Raw genomic sequence first — 19831 nt, 5'->3', positions numbered from 1 at the left:
TGGAGACTGTGCCCACGAACGAGGGGTCACAAGCCATATGCTCGGAAACCGGAAGGCTCCTCGATCTCGGGAGGCCAGCGTGGGCACCTTCTGGGGGCCGGACTTCGCGATGCTCGAACGCGAAGATCCGGAGATCGCGTCCGTGCTCCTCGACGAGGTGGCACGCCAGCGGGACACGCTCCAGCTGATCGCGAGCGAGAGTTTCACGTCACCGGCGGTGCTCGCGGCGCTCGGGTCGACCCTGGCCAACAAGTACGCCGAGGGCTATCCGGGGCAGCGCTACTACGGTGGGTGCGCCCATGTGGACCGGGCCGAGGCGCTGGCCGTGGAGCGTGCCAAGGACCTGTTCGCGGCGCCGCACGTCAACGTGCAGCCGCACTCCGGCGCCTGCGCGAACCTGGCCGCCTATGCGGCGCTGGCCGAACCCGGTGACGTGGTGCTGGCCATGGGTCTGCCGCACGGCGGTCACCTCACCCACGGCAGCCGGGCGAACTTCTCCGGGAAGTGGTTCCATCCCATCGCCTACCGTCTGGCCCCGGAGACCGAGCTGATCGACTACGACGAGGTGCGCGATCTCGCCCTCGCCCACCGTCCGAAACTGATCATCTGTGGCGCGACCTCGTACCCGCGGCTGATCGACTTCGCCCTCTTCCGGGAGATCGCCGACGAGGTGGGCGCGTACCTGATGGTCGACGCGGCGCACTTCATCGGCCTGGTGGCCGGGCGGGCGGTGCCGTCGCCGGTCCCGTACGCCGACGTGGTCACCGGCACCACCCACAAGGCGCTGCGCGGTCCCCGCGGCGGCATGATCATCTGCCGGCCGGAACTGGCCCAGCGGATCGACAAGGCGGTCTTCCCGTTCGCCCAGGGCGGGCCGATGATGCACGCCATCGCGGCCAAGGCGGTCGCCTTCCGGGAGGCCGGCACGCCGGAGTTCCGCGGCTACGCCAACCAGACGGTGCGCAACGCGCGGGCGCTCACCGACGGCCTGACGGCCGAGGGGCTGCGGCCGGTCACCGGTGGCACCGACAACCATCTCGCGGTGCTCGACCTGCGCGAGGCGGGCGTGACCGGCCGGGATGCCGAGGCGCGGTGCGCGCGGGCGGGCATCGCCCTCAACAAGAACCCGGTGCCGTACGACCCGGAGCGTCCCGCCGTGGCGTCCGGCGTCCGGGTCGGCACGCCCAGCGTCACCTCGCAGGGGATGCGGGAGGGCGAAATGCGGCGGATCGCCGGGCTGATCGGCCGGGTCGTGCGGGACGGGCTGGAGACAACGGCGGGGGAGGCGGTGATCCGCGAGGTGGCCGCCGAGGTGTCCGAGATCGTGGGGGGCTTCCCGCCCTATCCGCTCGGCACGGAATTGCCGGCCGATTCCGTGTTCGTGCGCTGAATCGGGTGGCGGTGAATTCCCGGGAGGATTTCCGGGAACGCCACCTTAACGAGCCTTAACCGGCGGTGGATTGATTCGCGGGGTGATCCGGGCGCGGTGATAGCGTGGCCCGCTGCGGTTCGTCTCTTCTGGGGGTTGTGGTGAGTCAGGTGCCGACCGAGGAACGTCCGGCCCCGCCGGCGCCGAATCCGGCCTGGCGGATCGAGCATCTGCCGTTGCTCTCCGCGGTCTCCATGGCGCTGCTGCTCTGTGCCGGTTCGGTGGGGTTTCTCACCGGCGGTCCGGACGCGGCTCTGGGCGCGGCGGCCGGTGTGCTCATCGTGACCGTCAGCTACACCATGTCGACCCTGGTCATCGCCTGGGCGGACACGGTCCGGCCGGCTTTGCTGATGCCCCTCGGAATGCTCACTTATGTGGTGAAATACTCCTTGTTGGGAGTCATCCTGGCGGTCGGCGTCGGGATCAAGTGGCCGGGCTGGAACGCCCTGGGCTGGGGCATCGTCGCCGCCGTGATGGTCTGGACGGGCGTGCAGGCCTGGTGGGTGCACCGCCGCGTCATGCGAAAGTGATCTAGAGCACCTGGTCTTCCCTGGTCAGCGATGTGAAAACCGGGCAACGCGCCACTATCCGGTGACCTCCTCGCTCGTGCCGTGTTCCGATTTGGCGCGACAGGAGTACCGTGTCCAGTCAGTTGCGAGACCCCTGACGCCTGGACAACTACGGTTGTGCGGGGGGTCCCGCTTAGCTTCGTGTTTCCTGCTGATATCGTTCGGGCCGTCATGACCGGCCAGAAACCTCCCCCCGAATCTCGCGGTGACGACGGTTCGAACCCGCCTCCTGACTCAGGTGCGGGCATGACCGCACTGTCGTATCTCATCGCGGGCATTCTGTCCTGGGGCGGGATCGGCTGGCTCGTCGACCACTTCGTCGGGACCAAGGGCATCTTCGCCGGAATCGGCGCGATCCTCGGGGTCGCCGGTGGTGTGTACCTCATCGTGCGCCGACTCGGCGCCTGACAGGAAAGGGCCAAGGTGATCAGTCAGTCGACGGTCCTCGCGGCGGCATTCCCGCCCAGCGTCGAGGACTTCTACCTGCCCAGCATCCTGCCGTGGAACCAGCATGAGAGCTATTGGTTCACCAAGATCACGGTGCTGGTCTGGGTGGCGGTCGCGGCGATCATCATCTTCTTCCTGATGTCGTACCGGAAGCCGCAGCTGGTGCCGACGAAGAAGCAGTGGCTCGCTGAGAGCATCTACGGCTTCGTGCGGAACAACATCGCGGTGGACATGATCGGGCCGCAGGGTGTGCGCTTCGCGCCGTACCTGACGACACTCTTCATGTTCATCCTGGTCAACAACTTCTTCGGCATCCTGCCGCTCGTGCAGATCTCGCCGATGTCGCACATCGCGTTCCCCGCGGTTCTCGCGGTGATCAGCTACGTGATGTTCATCTGGGTCGGCATCAAGAAGCACGGCATGGCGTATTTCGTGCACGCCGTGAAGCCGAACGCGCCGCTCGGCATCCTGCCGCTGCTGATCCCGATCGAGATCTTCTCCAACTTCCTGGTCCGGCCGTTCTCGCTGGCGGTTCGTCTCTTCGCCAACATGTTCGCGGGCCACATGCTGCTGCTGGTGTTCACGCTCGGCGGCTTCGCGATGATCAACGCGAACGTCTTCCTGGCGCCGGTCTCCGTGCTGTCCTGGGTGCTGACCATCGCGATCACCTTCCTCGAGTTCATGGTGATCTGCCTCCAGGCCTACGTCTTCACGGTGCTGACCGCGAGCTACGTCCAGGGTTCGCTCGCCGACGAGCACTGAGCAGTACCCGATCTCCACGTAACACCCCGTTGCCGTCCCGCGTGACAGTCACGCGAGATACCAGGAGGAACTGAGAAATGCAGCTCGCCGAAGTTGTCGGTAGCACCGCCGCCATCGGTTACGGCCTCGCCGCCATCGGCCCCGGCATCGGTGTCGGCCTGGTCTTCTCGGCCTACATCCAGTCGACCGCCCGCCAGCCGGAGTCGTCCCGCCTGACCCTGCCGTTCGTCTGGATCGGCTTCGCCGTCATCGAGGCGCTCGCGCTCCTCGGTATCGCGTTCGGCTTCATCTGGGCCGGCCAGTGATCCTCGGCCTCGACTAGGAGGTTCACATGATCAACCTTTACCTGGCCGCTGCCCCGGAAGAGGACGGCCACAACCCGATCTTTCCCATCTGGGAAGAGATCGTGGTGGGCTCGGTCGCCTTCGCGGTGCTCTGCTTCGTGCTGATCAAGTTCGTCTTCCCGCAGATGGAGAAGACGTTCCAGGCACGGGTGGACGCCATCGAGGGCGGTATCAAGCGCGCCGAAACCGCTCAGGCCGAGGCGAACCAGCTGCTCGAGCAGTACAAGACGCAGCTCGCCGAGGCCCGGACCGAGGCCGCTCGCATCCGCGACGAGGCCCGGGCCGACGCCGAGGGGATCCGTCAGGACGTGCTGGCCAAGGCCCGCGAGGAGTCGGACCGCATCATCGCGGCCGGCAACGAGCAGCTCTCGGCCCAGCGTGAGTCCATCGTCCGGGAACTCCGGTCCGAGGTCGGCACGCTCGCCGTCGACCTGGCCGGCAAGATCGTCGGTGAGGCACTTGCCGACGAGGCCCGCACCCGCGGCACCGTCGAGCGGTTCATCGCCGACCTCGACACCACGGCCGGGCGGCGCTGATGGCGTCGAGCGTAAGCCGAGAGGCCTACGGCGAGGCGACTCAACAGCTCGCCGCGAACACCGTGGCGTTGACGGCCCCGCAACTGGCGACGGTTGCCGACGAGATTCTGTCGGTGGCCGGTCTGCTGCGGGCCCAGCCCCGGCTGCGCCGCGCGCTGACCGACCCGTCCCGGCCCGGCAACGAGCGTGCCGGTCTGCTGAAGTCGATTCTCGGCGGCAAGGTCTCCGAGATCGCGGTGAACGCGGTGGCCGCTCTGGCCGCCGGTCGGTTCTCCCGGCCGGCCGACCTGCTCGACGCCACCGAGCGGCTGGGCGTGGACGCCCTGCTCGCCTCGGCGGACCGGGACGGCAAGCTCCCCGACGTCGAGGACGAGCTGTTCCGCTTCGGTCAGATCGTCTCCGGTGACTCCGGCCTTGCGGTCACGCTCAGTGACGGCAGCGCTCCGCTGGAGCGGCGCGTTAAGCTGGTGCAGGACTTGCTCAAGGGCAAGGTGCACGTGGCCACCGGCCGGCTCGTCGAGATGGCGCTCACCGGCTTCGGTGGGCGTGGCTTCGAGGCCTCGCTGGCCCGGCTGGTCGAGGCGACCGCCGAGAAGCGCGACCGCGAGGTGGCGTATGTGACGGTGGCCAAGCCGCTCACCGACGCCGAAGAGCAGGCACTGGGCGCGAAACTGGCCACCATCTACGGCCGTCAGGTCTCGTTGAAGGTGGACGTCGAGCCCGCTGTCATCGGCGGTGTCAGCGTCCGGGTCGGTTCCGATCTCTACGACGGCACGATCCTGCGCCGGCTGAACGCAGCCAAGCAGGCGTTCGCTAAATAGTCTTTCCCCTCGATCCTGATCGAGAAGCCCCCTCGGCGGCGGTGACGTCCCGAGCTAGACAGAGAAGGCAGAGGATGGCCGAGCTGACCATCTCCTCGGATGAGATCCGTGGGGCGCTAGAGCGCTACGTCTCGTCCGCTACGCATGATCTCACCCGCGAAGAGGTCGGCATCGTCTCCGACGCGGGCGATGGCATCGCGCACGTCGAGGGCCTGCCCTCGACGATGGCGAACGAGCTGCTCGAATTCGCTGACGGCACGCTGGGTGTCGCCCTGAACCTCGACGTCCGCGAGATCGGCGCCGTGATCCTGGGTGACTACACGAAGATCGAGGAGGGCCAGCCGGTCAAGCGCACCGGCCGGGTTCTCTCCGTCCCGGTGGGCGACGCCTTCCTGGGTCGCGTGGTGGACGCCCTGGGCAACCCGATCGACGACCGTGGCGAGATCGCGAACGAAGGTTTCCGCGAGCTCGAGCTGCAGGCGCCGAACGTCATGGCCCGCCAGCCGGTGAAGCAGCCGCTGCAGACCGGTATCAAGGCGATCGACGCCATGACGCCGATCGGCCGTGGCCAGCGCCAGCTGATCATCGGCGACCGCAAGACCGGTAAGACCACGGTCGCGCTCGACACGATCATCAACCAGAAGGCGAACTGGGACTCCGGCGACCCGGAGAAGCAGGTTCGCTGCATCTACGTCGCGATCGGCCAGAAGGCCTCCACCATCGCCAGCATCCGCGGCGTGCTGGAGGAGCAGGGCGCTCTGCAGTACACGACCATCGTGGCTGCTCCGGCGTCCGACCCGGCCGGCTTCAAGTACATCGCCCCGTACACCGGCTCGTCCATCGGACAGCACTGGATGTACAACGGCAAGCACGTCCTGATCGTCTTCGACGACCTGACGAAGCAGGCCGAGGCCTACCGCGCCGTGTCGCTGCTGCTGCGCCGCCCGCCGGGCCGTGAGGCCTACCCGGGTGACGTCTTCTACCTGCACTCCCGCCTGCTGGAGCGTTGCGCCAAGCTCTCCAACGAGCTGGGCGCGGGCTCGATGACCGGTCTGCCGATCATCGAGACCAAGGCCAACGACATCTCGGCGTACATCCCGACCAACGTGATCTCGATCACCGACGGTCAGATCTTCCTCGAGTCGGACCTGTTCGCCTCCGGTGTGCGTCCCGCCATCAACGTCGGCACCTCGGTGTCCCGCGTGGGTGGTTCGGCGCAGGTCAAGGCGATGCGCTCGGTCTCCGGCCGCCTGCGTCTCGACCTGGCCCAGTTCCGTGAGCTGGAGGCCTTCTCGGCCTTCGCCTCCGACCTGGACCGCGCGTCGCGTGCCCAGCTCGAGAAGGGCATCCGCCTCGTCGAGCTGCTGAAGCAGCCGCAGTACTCGCCGTACTCGACCGTCGACCAGGTCATCACGATCTGGGCCGGTACCACCGGTCAGCTCGACGATGTCGCGGTCGCCGACGTGCGCCGCTTCGAGCAGGAGTTCCTGCAGTGGTTCAAGCAGCACAACAGTGACGTCTACACCGCGATCGAGTCGACGAACCTGCTGAGCGACGACAACATCGAGACGCTGAAGGCCGGCGTCGTCGAGTTCAAGAAGTCCTTCCAGGGCAGCGCGACCGGCGAAAGCGGTAGCTAGGCATGGCCGCCGGTCAGGTACAGGCGCTGCGTCGGCGCATTCGCACCGTCAAGTCGACCAAGAAGATCACCAAGGCGCAGGAGCTGGTCGCCACCAGCCGGATCGCGAAGGCCCAGGAACGGGTCAACGCCTCCCGGCCGTACTCGCTGGCCATCACCAAGGTGCTGGGCGCGCTGGCGTCGAACGCCTCGGTGGACAACCCGCTGCTGGTCACGCGTGAGCGTGTCCGGCGGGCGGGGGTCCTGCTGATCACCAGTGACCGGGGCCTGGCCGGCGCCTACAACGCCAACGCCATCCGGACCGCCGAGCAGCTGATCGCTCAGCTGAAGTCGGAGGGCAAGGAGGTGGCGCTGTACATCGTCGGCCGCAAGGGCGTCGGCTACTACCGGTTCCGTGGGCGGGACATCGCCGCCAGCTGGACCGGCTTCTCCGAGCGCCCGTCGTTCGCGGACGCGAAGAAGATCGGCGACGCGTTGATCGAGGGATTCGCGGCCGGCTCCGAGACCGAGGGCACCTTCGGCCCCGACGGCATCGCGGGCGTGGACGAGCTGCACCTCGTGAGCACCGAGTTCAAGTCGCTGATGACGCAGCACGCCAACGCGAAACCGCTCGCGCCGGTGCAGGTCGAGGCGCAGGCGGACGCGGAGGAGAAGTCCTCCGAGCCGCGCGCGGCGTACGAGTTCGAGCCGGACGCCGACGAGCTGCTCGACGCGCTGCTGCCGAAGTACCTCAACACCCGCATCTACGCGGCGTTGCTGGACTCGGCGGCCAGTGAGTCGGCCTCGCGCCGGCGGGCGATGAAGAGCGCGTCGGACAACGCCGACGACCTGCTCAAGCGGTACACGCGCGAGATGAACTCCGCGCGGCAGGCTGCGATCACCCAGGAAATCAGTGAGATCGTCGGCGGCGCCAACGCGCTGGCCGCGGCGGGAAGTGATGTGTGATGACTGCTGTTGCTGAGCCCACCAAGGCGGAGACCGCTGTCGGCCGTGTCGTCCGGGTCATCGGCCCGGTCGTCGACGTCGAGTTTCCCCGTAACGAGATGCCCGCGATCTTCAACGCGCTGCACGTGGAGGTCACCCTCTCCGGCGGCACGAAGAAGCTGACCATGGAGGTCGCCCAGCACCTGGGTGACAACCTGCTCCGCGCCATTTCGATGCAGCCGACCGACGGCCTGGTCCGCGGCTCCGCGGTCACCGACACCGGCGCGCCGATCTCGGTGCCGGTCGGTGACGTGACCAAGGGCCACGTGTTCAACGCCCTCGGCGAGGTGCTCAACGTCGACCCGTCGACGCTGAACATCACCGAGCGCTGGTCGATCCACCGCAAGCCCCCGGCGTTCGCGGACCTCGAGCCGAAGACCGAGATGCTGGAGACCGGCATCAAGGTGCTCGACCTGCTCGCGCCGTACGTGCGTGGTGGCAAGATCGGCCTGTTCGGTGGCGCGGGCGTGGGCAAGACGGTGCTCATCCAGGAGATGATCATCCGCGTTGCCCGTAACTTCGGTGGCACCTCGGTGTTCGCCGGCGTCGGCGAGCGCACCCGCGAGGGCAACGACCTCATCCTGGAAATGGACGAGGGTGGCGTTCTGGACAAGACCGCGCTGGTCTTCGGCCAGATGGACGAGCCGCCGGGCACCCGTCTGCGGGTCGCCCTGACCGCTCTGACCATGGCGGAGTACTTCCGTGACGTCCAGAACCAGGAGGTGCTGCTCTTCATTGACAACATCTTCCGGTTCACCCAGGCCGGTTCCGAGGTCTCCACCCTGCTCGGCCGTATGCCGTCCGCCGTGGGTTACCAGCCCACGCTGGCCGACGAGATGGGCGAGCTCCAGGAGCGGATCACCTCGGTCCGTGGCAAGGCGATCACCTCGCTGCAGGCGATCTACGTGCCCGCCGACGACTACACCGACCCGGCGCCGGCGACCACCTTCGCCCACCTGGACGCGACCACCAACCTCGAGCGGTCGATCTCCGACAAGGGCATCTACCCGGCCGTGGACCCGCTGGCCTCCAGCTCGCGGATCCTCGCCCCCGAGTTCGTCGGTGCCGAGCACTACGCGGTCGCCCGCGAGGTGCAGCGGATCCTGCAGAAGTACAAGGACCTGCAGGACATCATCGCCATCCTCGGTATGGACGAGCTCTCCGAAGAGGACAAGGTCACGGTGCAGCGGGCTCGCCGCATCGAGCGGTTCCTGTCGCAGAACACCTACGCGGCGGAGCAGTTCACCGGCGTCCCCGGCTCGACGGTCCCGCTGAAGGAGACCATCGAGGCGTTCAAGAAGATCGCCGAGGGTGAGTACGACAACTACCCGGAGCAGGCCTTCTTCATGTGCGGTGGCCTCGAGGACCTCGAGAAGAACGCGCACGAGCTGATGAAGGGCTGACGATCCGTCAGTCGTTCCAGGAAGCCGCGCCGGTGAATACCGGCGCGGCTTTCGCGTTCCCAGCCACCCCCTTCCTCGGTATTCGCGCAGGTCAACGCGGGTATGATTGACCCCGCGCCGGGGTGACCGGCGGCCGTCCGGGGCACTCTCGGGCGGCCCGGCGAGGTGGGGATCCGGGTGCCACAGTCTTCGAGGAAACGCCGCCGTGCACCCGTGTGGGCGCGGCTCTGTGCCGCCTTCGGGTGCGTGCTCATGGTCAGCAGCGGCGGGGTGCTGGTCACCGGCCAGGCCCTCATCGCGCGGTACACCAGCGAGGTCGACGCCGGGGGCAGCCTGATCGGCGATCCGGCGTCCGGCGCGACCCGGGACGACGCCGACATCAGGGGCCCGCTCAACATCCTGCTCGCCGGCATCGACCCGCGCGACGACTCGCAGGCCCCACGGTCCGACTCGATCATCGTGGCCCACGTGCCGGCGTCGATGGACCAGGTCTTCCTCTTCTCCCTCCCCCGTGACCTGTACGTGCCGATCCCGCCCTTCGCCTCGACCGGCTTCGACGGCACCACCGCGAAGATCAACTCGGCGATGTCGTACGGCAGCGACCGCGGCAACGGCACGCACGACGTCGAGCAGGGCTTCCAGTTGCTCGCCCAGACGGTCAGCGCCTTCACCGGGATCCGGACGTTCGACGCCGGGGCGATCATCAACTTCGGCGGTTTCAAGAAGATCGTCGAGGCCATGGACGGGGTCACCATGACGATCGACCAGACCGTGCGGTCCGAGCACCTCCAGCCGGACGGGCGCCCCCGGCCCAGGAGTGCCGCCTGCGCCGGCGGTGGGTGCGACCATCCGTACATCGGGCCGCAGAAGGTCTACAAGAAGGGCACCTACCACCTCCAGGCGTGGGAGGCGCTCGACTACGTCCGTCAGCGGTACGGGCTGCCCGGCGGCGACTACGACCGGCAGCGGCACCAGCAGCAGTTCATCAAGGCGATGGCCGAGCAGGCGATGAGCAGGGACGTGGTGACCGACCCCGCCCGGCTCATGGCGGTCCTCGACGCGGCCGGTGACTCGCTGACCTTCGACGGCGGCGGCAGCAGCATCATCGACTGGGGGCTCGCCCTCTCCGACGTCAACACCTCCGACATGACGCTGATCAAGCTGCCCGGCGGTGGGCTCTTCCAGAACGGCGCGTACCTCGGCGAACAACTCGATCCCTCGACCGCGCAGTTCTTCCAGGCCGTCGCCGAGGACCGGATCGGGGCTTTCCTGCTCGACCATCCCGCCTACGCCGCCGGGGCGAGCGGCTGAGGCGGTACCCCGTACCACGTCGGCGTTCGCCGCCGATTAGACTTCACCCATTCGGTTCGTAGCATCTGAGGGATCTGTAGCACCTGAGGGGAACAGCGTGGCCAACCAGCTGCACGTCGAGGTCGTCGCCGTCGAGGAGAAGGTCTGGGTCGGAGAGGCCGAGATGCTCGTGGCGCGCACCACCGAGGGTGAGATCGGTGTGCTCCCGGGCCACGCGCCGCTGCTCGGTCTGCTGAAGGAGCCGTCCCAGGTGCGGGTCAAGCTCGCCGGGGGCGACCAGCTCACGTACGACGTGGCCGGTGGGTTCCTCTCGATCGACGCCAACGGCGTGACCGTCCTCGCCGAGAGCGCGACGCCCGCCACGCCCGAGTCGCACTGACGCCGACGATGCGGGTTCTGGAGATTGCCGGAATCTGCGTCGTCGCGCTGCTTGCGCTCCTCTTCGCGATCTTCTTCCGCCGCCGGTTGCTCATGACCGGCGGCGGAACCATTCGCCTCCAGGTGCACATCAACACGATCGTGCCCGGCCGCGGCTGGTCGCCCGGCCTCGGGCAGTTCGTCGGCGACGAGCTCCGGTTCCACCGCATGTTCAGCCTCGCGATCAGGCCCAAGCGGATCCTCGACCGGCGAGCCCTCACGGTGGAGGACAAGCGGTTGCCGGCCGGCCCCGAGCGTCTCACCATCCCGGGTCACTGGGTCGTCCTCCGCTGCCGTATGGCCGATTCCGTGCTGGAGATCGCGATGGCCGACACCACGGTGACGGGATTCCTCTCCTGGCTGGAAGCCGGTCCACCCCGTGACCCCGGCAGCCTCCGTGGCCGCCCGGTCTTCGGTCCCCGCCCGATCGAGGGCTGAACGCCCGGCCCGTCGCCGGTTCGAGGGCCGGCGGCCGCTTCTTCCCGATTGGCCGTCGTGCGGTCGGCCGTGACTTCGTAGGGTCGGCGGCATGCGGATCCGAATCGTCGACGCCTTCACCGACCGGCCCTTCGCGGGGAATCCCGCCGGGGTGCTCATCCTCGACGACGACGGGTTTCCCGCCGACGACTGGATGCGCCGGGTCGCCGCCGAGGTCAACCATGCCGAGACCGCCTTCGTCCACCGGCTGCCCACCGGCTCGGACGCGGACTGGGCGCTGCGCTGGTTCACTCCGGCCGTCGAGGTGGCCCTCTGCGGCCACGCCACCCTCGCCACCACCCACGTTCTGAGCCGGGGTGGATACCTCGACGGCCCCGTGCGCTACCGGACGCGCAGCGGCGTTCTGAGCGCCTCCACCGACGGGGCCGGGCTGATCACCCTCGACTTCCCGACGGCACCGCTCAGTCCGGTCGACGCCGACCCGGAGTTGGTCGCCGCCCTCGGCATCGACTTCCGGACCGTGCTGCACACCGGCCCCCAGACCGACGACCTGCTGTTCGAGGTCGCCGACGAGAAGACGGTCCGGGCCCTCGATCCCGACCTGCGGACCGTCGCCCGGCTGACCCGGCGCGGCGTCATCGTCACCGCGGCCGCCGAGGATCCGGCGTCCGGCTACGACTTCGTCTCCCGCTTCTTCGCCCCGGCCGTGGGTGTCGACGAGGACCCGGTCACCGGCAGCGCCCACACCGCCCTCACACCGTTCTGGGCGGGACGGCTGGGCCGCACCGAACTCACCGGCTACCAGGCGTCGCCCCGCGGCGGCCTGGTCCACGTGGCCCTGCACGGCGACCGCACCCACCTCAGCGGCCACGCCGTGACCACCATCGACGGCGACCTCCTGCCCTGACCCCCCGAATGCCGGCTGGCCCCCACCGCTGTCTCACCGCCCGTGAGACAGCGGTGAGAGCTCCACACGAAGGTCCGGCTGGTTCTCACCGCTGTTTCGGCGCGGTTGAGACAGCGGTGGGAGCCAGCCGGGTGACCGCCGGATGCGCCCGGCGGGCGCTGTGGAGGCCGGGACTGCCGCCTGCGTCGCGGTGTGGTCAGGGGAGGGGTGGGTGCGGTCGGGGGCGGCCGACGGCGTACCGGAGAAGGCGCGGTCGAGAGGAGACGCGGACCGTGACGGGACCGCCCTCGGTGACGGGCGTCAGGTGTCGGCGACCAGCTCGACCTCGTAACCCCAGGCGTCCTCCAGGTAGGCGGCGTAGCAGTCGGGGCCACCGGCGTGCGGATAGCGGTCGCTGAAGAGCGGTGACCAGCCGTGCGCCGGCGCCTCCGCGGCCAGGCGGTCGACCGTGCCGGGTGGGCCGGCGCGGAAGGCCAGGTGGTTGAGGCCGGGGGCGAGGCGGTCGTGTGTGGTTCCGGAGAGGGCGGGGGACTGCTCCAGCACCAGGTAGAGACCGTCGTGTTTCCAGGAGTGGCCGGCCGGCCACTCCTGGAACGGGGTCCAGCCGAGCGAGCCCAGCAACCAGCCCCACGGGCGCAGTGCGCCGGCGAGGTCCGGAACCCACAGCTCGATGTGGTGGATCACTTCTGCCGGTCGCCGCCGGGCACCCATTTCACGTCGCCGGACGGGTTCGCGACCCGGGAGAGGATGAACAGCAGGTCGGAGAGACGGTTCAGGTATTTGAGCGGCTGCATGCCGGTCGTCGAGGGCTCCAGCTCGTAGAGGGCCCACGCGGTGCGCTCGGCGCGGCGCGCGACGGTACGGGCGACGTGCAGCAGCGCCGCGCCCGGAGTGCCGCCCGGGAGGATGAAACTGTCCAGCGGGGCGAGCCGTTCGTTGAACTCGTCGCACCAGCCCTCCAGCCTCGTCACATAGGCCTCGGTGATGCGCAGCGGAGGGTACGGCGGGTCGTCGCTCACCGGATTTCCCAGATCGGCGCCCAGGTCGAACAGGTCGTTCTGAATGGTGGCGAGCACCTGCCGGACGTCGTCGGACAGGTCGCCGAGCGCGATCGCGGCGCCCAGTGCCGCGTTGCACTCGTCGACGTCGGCGTAGGCGGCGATCCGTGGGGAGGTCTTCGGGGCGACCTCGTTGTTAACCAGCCGGGTCTGTCCGGCGTCGCCGGCCCGGGTGTAAATGCGGGTGAGATGCACAGCCATGGGCCCCACCCTACGAGGCGCCGGTGGGTGGCGGACCATACGATGGCCCGCGTGGATGTGATCAGGGTGAAGGGCGGGGCACGCCTCGCCGGCGACGTCACGGTGGGCGGCGCCAAGAACTCGGCGCTCAAGCTCATGGCGGTCGCACTGCTGGCCGAGGGGCGCAGCGTGGTGGCGAACGTTCCCCGGATCACCGACATAGCCATCATGGCCGAGGTACTGCGGCGGCTGGGCTGCGGCGTCACGCTCGACGGCACCGAGGCGGTGATCGACGTGCCCGCCGAGCCGGGCAGCGAGGCCGACTACGACCTGGTGCGGCGGCTGCGCGCGTCGATCTGTGTGCTCGGGCCGCTGCTGGCCCGCCGCGGCTACGTGCGGGTGGCACTCCCCGGCGGCGACATGATCGGCTCCCGTGGCCTGGACATGCACGTGTCCGGCCTGGCGCGGATGGGTGCGGAGATCTCCGGCGAGCACGGTTTCGTGATCGCGTCGGCGCCCCGCGGCCTGCACGGCGCGAAGATCTGGCTGGACTTCCCGAGTGTCGGCGCCACCGAGAACATCCTGATGGCCGCGGTGCTGGCCAAGGGCGTCACGGAGATCGACAACGCGGCCCGGGAGCCGGAGATCGTCGACATCTGCGACATGCTCACCGCGATGGGCGCGAGGATCGAGGGCGCCGGCTCCTCCACTCTGATCGTGGAGGGGGTGGACGCGCTGAAACCGGTGCGCCACCAGACCATCGGCGACCGGATCGTCGGCGGCACGTGGGCGTTCGCGTCGGTGATGACCCGCGGTGACGTGACCGTGCACGGGGTGCGGCCCGAGTTCCTCGACATCGCGCTGGACAAGCTGGTGACCGCGGGCGCGACGGTCGAGCCGGGTGACAACCGGTTCCGGGTGCGGATGGACGCCCGGCCGCGTGGTGTCGACATCGTGACCCTGCCCTATCCCGGTTTCGCGACCGACCTGCTGCCGATGGCGCTGGGGCTGGCCGCGGTCGCCGAGGGGTCGTCGCTCATCACCGAGAACATCTTCGACGGACGGTTCATGTTCGTGAACGAGATGGTGCGGCTGGGGGCGGACATCCGTACCGACGGGCACCACGCCGTCGTCAACGGGCGGGACCGGCTGTCCGGCGCCCCGGTGCGGGCCACCGACATCCGGGCCGGTGCGGGTCTGGTCATCGCCGGGCTGTGCGCCGACGGGGTCACCGAGGTCGGCGAAGTGCACCACATCGACCGGGGCTACCCGGACTTCGTCTCCGACCTGGCCCGTCTCGGCGTCGAGGTGGAGCGGACGGACGTACCGGAGCCGACCTTCGACTTCTGAGGAGGCTCCGCGGTCCACAGGAGTCCCTCTGAGGTCTCAGAGGGAGGCCACCAGGCGCCGGGCCTCCTCCACCTCTTCGGAGAAGACCAGCACGCTCACCCGGCCGTCGCGCCGGACGGCCTTGGTGGCCCGGATGCCCGCGTCGGAGAGCAGCCGCCGGATCTCGTCGGCCACCTCGGGCTCGTCGGTGACGGCGGCGGGCCACAGCAGGCCGTAGTCGTCCGGTTCGCCGAAGATCGCCAGACCGTCGGGAGCCGTCTCGGGAGCGACGGTGGGTTGCAGTCCCATGCGCCAGAACACCGCGCCCAGGAAGCCGACCAGACCGACGGCGATCAGCGGTCCGATGAGGTACCAGCCGCTCGTGGCCATGGGCACAGTCTGACACTGCGGTAGCGCGTTTTCCGGTGATTCGCCCCGATCGTGAACCGTGCTGAACTTCCGTTAAGGAACGCCGCTAAACTGACTGCCTCTGACGAAGGAGTGGATCATGGCAGGTCGTCTCGCGGTCATCGGTTCCGGTTTGATGGGCTCCGGCATCGCCCAGGTCTCGGCGCAGGCCGGGTGGCAGGTCACCATGCGGGACGTCGACGACGCCTCGCTCGCCCGCGGCATGTCCGCGATCAAGGACTCGCTCAGCCGGTTCGCGGCCAAGGGCAGAATCGCCGAGGCCGACGTCGAGGCCACCCTCGCCCGGATCACCCCCACCACCGACCTGGACGCGGCCGCCGACGCCGACGTCGTGGTCGAGGCCATCTACGAGAAGGTGGAGGCCAAGCACGAGGTCTTCAAGGCCCTCGACAAGATCTGCAAGCCCGGCGCGATCCTCGGCACCAACACGTCGGCCATCCCGATCACCCAGATCGCCACCGTCACCAGCCGACCGGAATCGGTCGTCGGCATCCACTTCTTCTCGCCGGTCCCGATGATGAAGCTGGTCGAGCTGGTCCGCGGATACCAGACCTCCGACGAGACGCTCGCGGCCGCCCGCAACTACGCCGAAGAGGTCGGCAAGACGTGCGTCGAGGTCAAGCGCGACGTCGCCGGCTTCGTCTCCAACCGGCTCTTCTCGGCGATCCTCGTCGAAGCCATCCAGCTCGTCGAATCCGGCGTCGTCTCCGCCGCCGACCTCGACACCGTCATGAAGCTCGGCTTCGGCCACGCCATGGGCCCGCTCGCCACCGTCGACCTCACCGGCCTCGACGTCATGCTCAACGCGACGAGCAACATCTACCGCGACACCGCCGACGAGAAGTTCTTCCCGCCGGAACTGCTCCAGCGCATGGTCACCGCCGGCGACCTCGGCCGCAAGACCGGCAAGGGCTTCTACAGCTACTGATCATTCTCGGCCTTCCGGGCCGAACCGCGGCGTAGGTGCCGGGTGCCGCACCGCGGTGCCCGGCACGCTTCTTCTCGGCCCAGAACCCCGCAGCGGTACGGCCACGACTCCCTCGACCGCACCACCCGCCCCCCGCCTCCGGCGGCTACCGCCGGTGTATCCGGCCGCCCGCCGGTAGGCCGGCATGGCCCACTTCGGATCTCCCCGGCTGGCTCCCACCGCTGTTTCGGGTCGGCTGAGACAGCGGTGAGAACCAGCCGGTGTTCTGTGGCTGGTTGCCACCGCTGTCTCAGGTCGGTTGAGGCAGCGGTGGGAGCCAGCCGGTGTTCTGTGGCTGGCTGTCACCGCTGTCTCCGGCGGGTTTTTACAGCGGTGGGAACCAGCCGGGGGTAACGGGGAGGGCATGCATGAGCCGGCGGCGGGGGTCGGTGGTGAGGTGGCACCTCGCCGGGCCGCCGCGAGTCACGTGACTCTGCTCAGGTCGTACCGGAAACGTCTGAAGCGGGAGGCCCGTCTGCCGTGCGAGGCGGGCAGCGGTGCGGCATCGCCTGGCCGGGAGGCGGATGTGACCGGAAGTGGTCAGCGGATGGCGACTCAGCGGGTGGCGGTTGAGGGGGCGGCGGCTCCGCGGGTGGCGGTTAGCGGGGGTCAGCGGGTGGCGGCGAAGGAGAGGGACAGCAGGGTGGCGGCGAGCATGCCGCCGAGGAGGGTCAGGCCGATGCCGCCGATGTCCATGCGGGCGCGCATGCGGCGGTGGGTGAGATAGGCGGCCACCGGGACGCCCGCGGACGGGGCGGCGAGGAACGTCAGCCAGCCGATCCCCCGGATGACCGGGCCACCCCAGAGCGCGGTGTCACCGAAGGTGACCAGACCGGCCGCCACCAGCCCGGTGACGAAGGCGCTGAGGGCGCCGATCAGGGGGAGCAGTGGCAGCGCCCACCGGGGGAGTACGCCGGTGCCGCGCGGATGGATGGTGACGTCGATGCGGTCGGCGGCGCGGGAGAGCAGCACGCGCGGGGACTGCCGGCCGATCGGGACGACGTCCTCACCGGGTTCCGGGCGGCGCTGGAGGGCGACCCGGGGCATGGCCTCGACCGGAGCCGGTTCGGGCAGCTCGCCGATGGCGCGGACCCGCAGGCCACGGGCTCGGCGGAGCTGGTCCCAGAGCCGGGCGGCCTCCCGGTCGACGTCGAGTACCTGGGCGGCGGCGGCACCGGCCCAGCGGTCGGCGGCCAGGGCCTCACCTTCGGCGCGGGCGAGTTCACCGGCGGCGCGGGCGGCGTTGTCCTGATAGGCCTGTTCGGCGTCGTCGAATTCGGCGTCCCGGCGGCGGGTGACGTCGGCGAGCGCGCTCACCATCAGCTGGTAGTCACGCCCGAGCGGCTGACGGTCACGGGTGGTCACGGTTCACCTCGGTTTCCGGCCGGCGGGTGTGGTCACGTGTGGTCACTGTTCACCTCGTACGGGATGATCACTTCGGGTGTGCGGTGTACGGACCGGTCGAAGAAGAGGGCCCGGCGCGGCCGTGGGCGCCAGAGTGGGCCGCCCGGCTGGGGATAGAGCGGTGCCAGGTCGGCGCCGTGCACGTCGAGGGCCACCCAGGCGCCGATCGGGTCGAACCGGCCGGCCAGGTCGTCGCGGAGCCGGCTGACCGATCGCCACCAGCCGAGGACGTGCACACGCCGGGACGGGCCGGTGTCGAGCAGGGCGCGCAGCGCCGGACGGTGCGGTGGACCGGCCGCTTCGAGTCCGTATCCGATCACGTAGCGGGGCACGTCGGAGGTGGGCGGGTCGAAGTGGACGTCGGAGGTGTCGTACCAGTCGGCGGCCGGTAGTTCGGCGACCAGCCGGGCCGCCGAGCGTTCCGCGGCCGGGTCGAGGCAGACGATGCTGAAGTGGGCGGGCCCCTGGGCGGCCAGCGACAGGGCGGCGGCGGCCAGCACGTCGCAGGCCTCGTCGGCGCGGGCACCGATGACCGCCAGGTTGCGGCCGGGCATCCGGCCGAGCCGTACCCGGGCGGGCCGCGCCGCCACGTCGATCCGTTCGCCGAGGACCGCGCCGGGTGACGATCCGACCGGTGCGCCGGCGGTGGGCACCCGCCCGGACGGCCGGTACGCCGACGGCAGCCGGGGCACCGCGTCGCCGTCGAACAGGCGCGGCTCCTCGCAGCCGAGCGGCCGGGACCGCCACAGCCGCCGCTGGGTGGCCCGCCAGGCGGTCGGGTCACCGGCGTCCGGCAGGCGCACCACCTGGTTCGCGCCGGCCAGCCCGGACTCGGTGTTGACGACCGCGTGCCGGGCCGGGATGACCGAGGCGGCCAGGTTGTCGTCGGTGAGGATCCGGTTCGCCTTGGGCAGGGCGATCCGCAGGGTGAACGGCGCGATCAGGGCGGGGCGGCCCTGCAACGCCCGCAGGCCGTCGGTGTCACGGGTCGCCAGGACCAGGTGGATGCCCTGCTCGCCGCCGCGCCGGGCCAGGTCCTGGAGCAGGCCTGCCGCCTCGTCGGCGACGGTGTCCCGGCCGTCGAGCAGCACCGGGAACTCGTCGAGGACGGCGACGACGCGGGGCCGGTCGGCCGGGTCGGCACGGCGGGCGGAGCGGGTGCGCAGTTCCTCGCCGAGATGCCGGAGTACGGCCAGACCGAACTCCCGGTCGTTGCGGACGTTGACGCCGGCGAGCCGGACCTGCGGCAGCCAGCTGGGATCGCGCGGGCCGGGGGCGTACCGGGAGAACGACCCGCCCTCCTTGAAATCGAGCAGGTAGAGGGCCAGTTCGCCGGGGCCGTACCGGGTGGCGAGGGAGCCCAGCCAGGTGTAGATCAGGTTGGTCTTGCCGGAGCCGGACGGCCCGCCGATCAGGACGTGCGGCAGCTCGTCGCCGAGCGGGATCTCCACGAGCGTGCCGTCGGTGCTGTCGCCGATCGGGGCGGACAGGCCGTACCTGGCAGATTCGTCCCACAGCCGGGCCGGCTCCAGGTCGGCGAGCCGGGCCGGGGGCGGGCCCTGGCGCTGCCGAACCGCCACGTCGCGGCAGAGGGCGGCCGGTGGCGGCGGGTCGAGGTGCACCTCGAGCCGGCCGAGCGAGGCGCAGGCGGCGACCCGGTCGTGCACCACGATCCGTTCGACCGCCGGGTCGTCCGGCAGGTCGAGGCCCCGGACGATCAGGTGCACCCCGCGGTCCACCCCGGTACGCGCGATCCGGTCCAGCTGAGCCCGTTGCGCCCGGGTCATCTCGTCGGCGGTGGCCCGGTCCGCGAGCAGCACGACGAGCCGCCAGGCGTCGTGGTCGTCGGCGTGGCAGAGTTCCTCGAGCAGTGTCCCGATCCCACCGGGCCCGACGAACCGGGGCCCGAGCTGTCCGAAAGCGCCGCGGCTCTCCGGGTCGTAGACGATCAGGTCGACGTCGCCGGGGCGGGTGCTGCCGAGGGCCCGCAGCAGCAGGCCGGTGATCACCTCGTCGAGGGTGGCGGCCGGTCCACTCAGGTGCAGGTGGGCGCGGTCGAGCAGGGGGATCAGCGCGGGCAGTGCGGCGGTCTCCTCGAAGGTGATGGTCCCGATCCGCAGCAGTCCGGGCGTCGTGCCCGGCTCCGGCTCGCTGGGCGCCCAGAACCGCCACGGTGCCCCGGCCGCCCCGGTGGCGCTCATCGTGGCCAGGCCGCGCAGGTGCCCGGCGAGGCGGGTGGCCTCGCCGCGGTAGCGCTGCTGGATGTCCTGGCGGGCGGCCTCCCGGGCGGCGGACAGCTGGGTGAGGCAGGTGCCGTACGCCTCGCGCACCAGCCGCCGCCGCTGCTGTGCCTCGCCACGGGCCGATTCGGCGGCGGCGAGGACCGCACGGGCGGTGCCGCGGGCCTCGGCGAGCTCCTGCCGCACCGCGGCGACCAGCGCGTTGCGGTGGCTCATG

Annotated in this window: 21 protein-coding genes; 16 read left to right on the top strand and 5 right to left on the bottom strand. The window is 70.0% G+C overall.

What is annotated here, in order from left to right; genetic code table 11:
* Positions 1-79 precede the first annotated feature (79 nt).
* The 14 genes from BC793_RS08820 to BC793_RS08760 all read left to right on the top strand — a co-directional run bounded on the left by BC793_RS08820 (position 80) and on the right by BC793_RS08760 (position 12007).
* Positions 80-1390: a serine hydroxymethyltransferase gene (locus BC793_RS08820; RefSeq protein WP_239169721.1), complete on the top strand. Its 1311-nt coding sequence runs from the start codon at positions 80-82 to the stop codon at positions 1388-1390.
* A 149-nt stretch (positions 1391-1539) separates the two neighbouring features.
* Positions 1540-1959 (top strand): hypothetical protein, encoded by a 420-nt coding sequence (locus BC793_RS08815; protein ID WP_109591487.1) that lies wholly within the window; start codon positions 1540-1542, stop codon positions 1957-1959.
* Positions 1960-2244: 285 nt separating this feature from the next.
* Positions 2245-2406 carry an AtpZ/AtpI family protein gene (locus BC793_RS50185; protein WP_170167211.1) on the top strand — a complete coding sequence of 54 codons (162 nt, stop codon included), beginning with the start codon at positions 2245-2247 and terminating at the stop codon, positions 2404-2406.
* Positions 2407-2421: 15 nt separating this feature from the next.
* Positions 2422-3207, top strand: coding sequence for a F0F1 ATP synthase subunit A (gene atpB, locus BC793_RS08810; RefSeq protein ID WP_109591097.1), 786 nt, complete (start codon positions 2422-2424; stop codon positions 3205-3207).
* 77 nt (positions 3208-3284) lie between these two features.
* A complete protein-coding gene (locus BC793_RS08805; protein WP_109591095.1) occupies positions 3285-3512 on the top strand; it encodes an ATP synthase F0 subunit C in 228 nt (75 codons plus the stop codon).
* Positions 3513-3538: 26 nt separating this feature from the next.
* On the top strand, positions 3539-4087 hold the full coding sequence (locus tag BC793_RS08800; protein ID WP_109591093.1) for a F0F1 ATP synthase subunit B: 549 nt from the start codon (positions 3539-3541) through the stop codon (positions 4085-4087).
* Entirely contained in the window at positions 4087-4908 is an 822-nt protein-coding gene (locus BC793_RS08795) for a F0F1 ATP synthase subunit delta (RefSeq protein ID WP_109591091.1), read from the top strand. Before BC793_RS08800 ends, BC793_RS08795 begins: the two co-directional genes overlap by 1 nt.
* Positions 4909-4982: 74 nt before the next feature.
* The gene (gene atpA, locus BC793_RS08790; RefSeq protein ID WP_109591089.1) at positions 4983-6548 is read left to right on the top strand and encodes a F0F1 ATP synthase subunit alpha; all 1566 of its coding nucleotides are present in this window, start codon (positions 4983-4985) and stop codon (positions 6546-6548) included.
* Positions 6549-6550: 2 nt separating this feature from the next.
* Positions 6551-7492 (top strand): F0F1 ATP synthase subunit gamma, encoded by a 942-nt coding sequence (locus BC793_RS08785; RefSeq protein WP_109591087.1) that lies wholly within the window; start codon positions 6551-6553, stop codon positions 7490-7492.
* Complete coding sequence (gene atpD, locus BC793_RS08780; RefSeq protein WP_109591085.1) at positions 7492-8934, top strand: F0F1 ATP synthase subunit beta; 1443 nt, start codon at positions 7492-7494, stop codon at positions 8932-8934. The genes BC793_RS08785 and atpD overlap by 1 nt, the downstream gene beginning before the upstream one ends.
* A gap of 252 nt (positions 8935-9186) precedes the next feature.
* A complete protein-coding gene (locus tag BC793_RS08775) occupies positions 9187-10245 on the top strand; it encodes an LCP family protein (RefSeq protein WP_109591485.1) in 1059 nt (352 codons plus the stop codon).
* A 97-nt stretch (positions 10246-10342) separates the two neighbouring features.
* Complete coding sequence (locus tag BC793_RS08770; RefSeq protein WP_093619050.1) at positions 10343-10624, top strand: F0F1 ATP synthase subunit epsilon; 282 nt, start codon at positions 10343-10345, stop codon at positions 10622-10624.
* An 8-nt stretch (positions 10625-10632) separates the two neighbouring features.
* Complete coding sequence (locus BC793_RS08765; RefSeq protein WP_109591083.1) at positions 10633-11100, top strand: DUF2550 domain-containing protein; 468 nt, start codon at positions 10633-10635, stop codon at positions 11098-11100.
* 91 nt (positions 11101-11191) lie between these two features.
* On the top strand, positions 11192-12007 hold the full coding sequence (locus BC793_RS08760; RefSeq protein ID WP_109591081.1) for a PhzF family phenazine biosynthesis protein: 816 nt from the start codon (positions 11192-11194) through the stop codon (positions 12005-12007).
* Between the two features lie 300 nt (positions 12008-12307).
* Here the strand turns inward: BC793_RS08760 and BC793_RS08755 are convergent, their stop codons facing one another.
* The gene (locus BC793_RS08755) at positions 12308-12718 is read right to left on the bottom strand and encodes a VOC family protein (protein WP_109591079.1); all 411 of its coding nucleotides are present in this window, start codon (positions 12716-12718) and stop codon (positions 12308-12310) included.
* Positions 12688-13266: a cob(I)yrinic acid a,c-diamide adenosyltransferase gene (locus BC793_RS08750; protein WP_109591077.1), complete on the bottom strand. Its 579-nt coding sequence runs from the start codon at positions 13264-13266 to the stop codon at positions 12688-12690. Before BC793_RS08750 ends, BC793_RS08755 begins: the two co-directional genes overlap by 31 nt.
* Positions 13267-13308: 42 nt before the next feature.
* Here BC793_RS08750 and murA point away from each other — a divergent pair, with 42 nt between their 5' ends.
* Entirely contained in the window at positions 13309-14595 is a 1287-nt protein-coding gene (murA, locus tag BC793_RS08745; protein WP_109591076.1) for a UDP-N-acetylglucosamine 1-carboxyvinyltransferase, read from the top strand.
* A 36-nt stretch (positions 14596-14631) separates the two neighbouring features.
* On the opposite strand, the gene BC793_RS08740 is transcribed toward murA, so the two are convergent.
* Positions 14632-14964 carry a hypothetical protein gene (locus tag BC793_RS08740; protein WP_109591074.1) on the bottom strand — a complete coding sequence of 111 codons (333 nt, stop codon included), beginning with the start codon at positions 14962-14964 and terminating at the stop codon, positions 14632-14634.
* A gap of 118 nt (positions 14965-15082) precedes the next feature.
* Between BC793_RS08740 and BC793_RS08735 the strand changes: the two genes are divergently transcribed.
* A complete protein-coding gene (locus tag BC793_RS08735) occupies positions 15083-15931 on the top strand; it encodes a 3-hydroxyacyl-CoA dehydrogenase family protein (RefSeq protein ID WP_109591072.1) in 849 nt (282 codons plus the stop codon).
* A 648-nt stretch (positions 15932-16579) separates the two neighbouring features.
* Here the strand turns inward: BC793_RS08735 and BC793_RS08730 are convergent.
* Together BC793_RS08730 and BC793_RS08725 are read right to left on the bottom strand one after the other, a co-directional pair.
* Positions 16580-17335, bottom strand: a complete 756-nt coding sequence (locus BC793_RS08730; protein ID WP_109591070.1) for a hypothetical protein — start codon at positions 17333-17335, stop codon at positions 16580-16582.
* Between the two features lie 32 nt (positions 17336-17367).
* Positions 17368-19830, bottom strand: coding sequence for an FtsK/SpoIIIE domain-containing protein (locus BC793_RS08725; protein ID WP_109591069.1), 2463 nt, complete (start codon positions 19828-19830; stop codon positions 17368-17370).
* Position 19831: the final 1 nt, after the last annotated feature.

This window comes from Actinoplanes xinjiangensis (assembly GCF_003148685.1).
GTDB classification, from domain to species: Bacteria; Actinomycetota; Actinomycetes; order Mycobacteriales; family Micromonosporaceae; genus Actinoplanes; species Actinoplanes xinjiangensis.
Note: the sequence above shows the minus strand (reverse complement) of the source record. Positions and strands in the feature narration are given on the sequence as shown.

Coding starts and splice junctions, on each gene's coding strand:
- BC793_RS50185 (WP_170167211.1), top strand. CDS start 2,245: ATGACCGCACTGTCGTATCTCATCGCGGGCATTCTGTCCTGGGGCGGG.
- BC793_RS08805 (WP_109591095.1), top strand. CDS start 3,285: ATGCAGCTCGCCGAAGTTGTCGGTAGCACCGCCGCCATCGGTTACGGC.
- BC793_RS08800 (WP_109591093.1), top strand. CDS start 3,539: ATGATCAACCTTTACCTGGCCGCTGCCCCGGAAGAGGACGGCCACAAC.
- BC793_RS08795 (WP_109591091.1), top strand. CDS start 4,087: ATGGCGTCGAGCGTAAGCCGAGAGGCCTACGGCGAGGCGACTCAACAG.
- atpA (WP_109591089.1), top strand. CDS start 4,983: ATGGCCGAGCTGACCATCTCCTCGGATGAGATCCGTGGGGCGCTAGAG.
- BC793_RS08785 (WP_109591087.1), top strand. CDS start 6,551: ATGGCCGCCGGTCAGGTACAGGCGCTGCGTCGGCGCATTCGCACCGTC.
- atpD (WP_109591085.1), top strand. CDS start 7,492: ATGACTGCTGTTGCTGAGCCCACCAAGGCGGAGACCGCTGTCGGCCGT.
- BC793_RS08775 (WP_109591485.1), top strand. CDS start 9,187: ATGGTCAGCAGCGGCGGGGTGCTGGTCACCGGCCAGGCCCTCATCGCG.
- BC793_RS08765 (WP_109591083.1), top strand. CDS start 10,633: ATGCGGGTTCTGGAGATTGCCGGAATCTGCGTCGTCGCGCTGCTTGCG.
- BC793_RS08760 (WP_109591081.1), top strand. CDS start 11,192: ATGCGGATCCGAATCGTCGACGCCTTCACCGACCGGCCCTTCGCGGGG.
- BC793_RS08755 (WP_109591079.1), bottom strand. CDS start 12,718: ATGGGTGCCCGGCGGCGACCGGCAGAAGTGATCCACCACATCGAGCTG.
- BC793_RS08750 (WP_109591077.1), bottom strand. CDS start 13,266: ATGGCTGTGCATCTCACCCGCATTTACACCCGGGCCGGCGACGCCGGA.
- murA (WP_109591076.1), top strand. CDS start 13,309: ATGGCCCGCGTGGATGTGATCAGGGTGAAGGGCGGGGCACGCCTCGCC.
- BC793_RS08740 (WP_109591074.1), bottom strand. CDS start 14,964: ATGGCCACGAGCGGCTGGTACCTCATCGGACCGCTGATCGCCGTCGGT.
- BC793_RS08735 (WP_109591072.1), top strand. CDS start 15,083: ATGGCAGGTCGTCTCGCGGTCATCGGTTCCGGTTTGATGGGCTCCGGC.
- BC793_RS08725 (WP_109591069.1), bottom strand. CDS start 19,830: ATGAGCCACCGCAACGCGCTGGTCGCCGCGGTGCGGCAGGAGCTCGCC.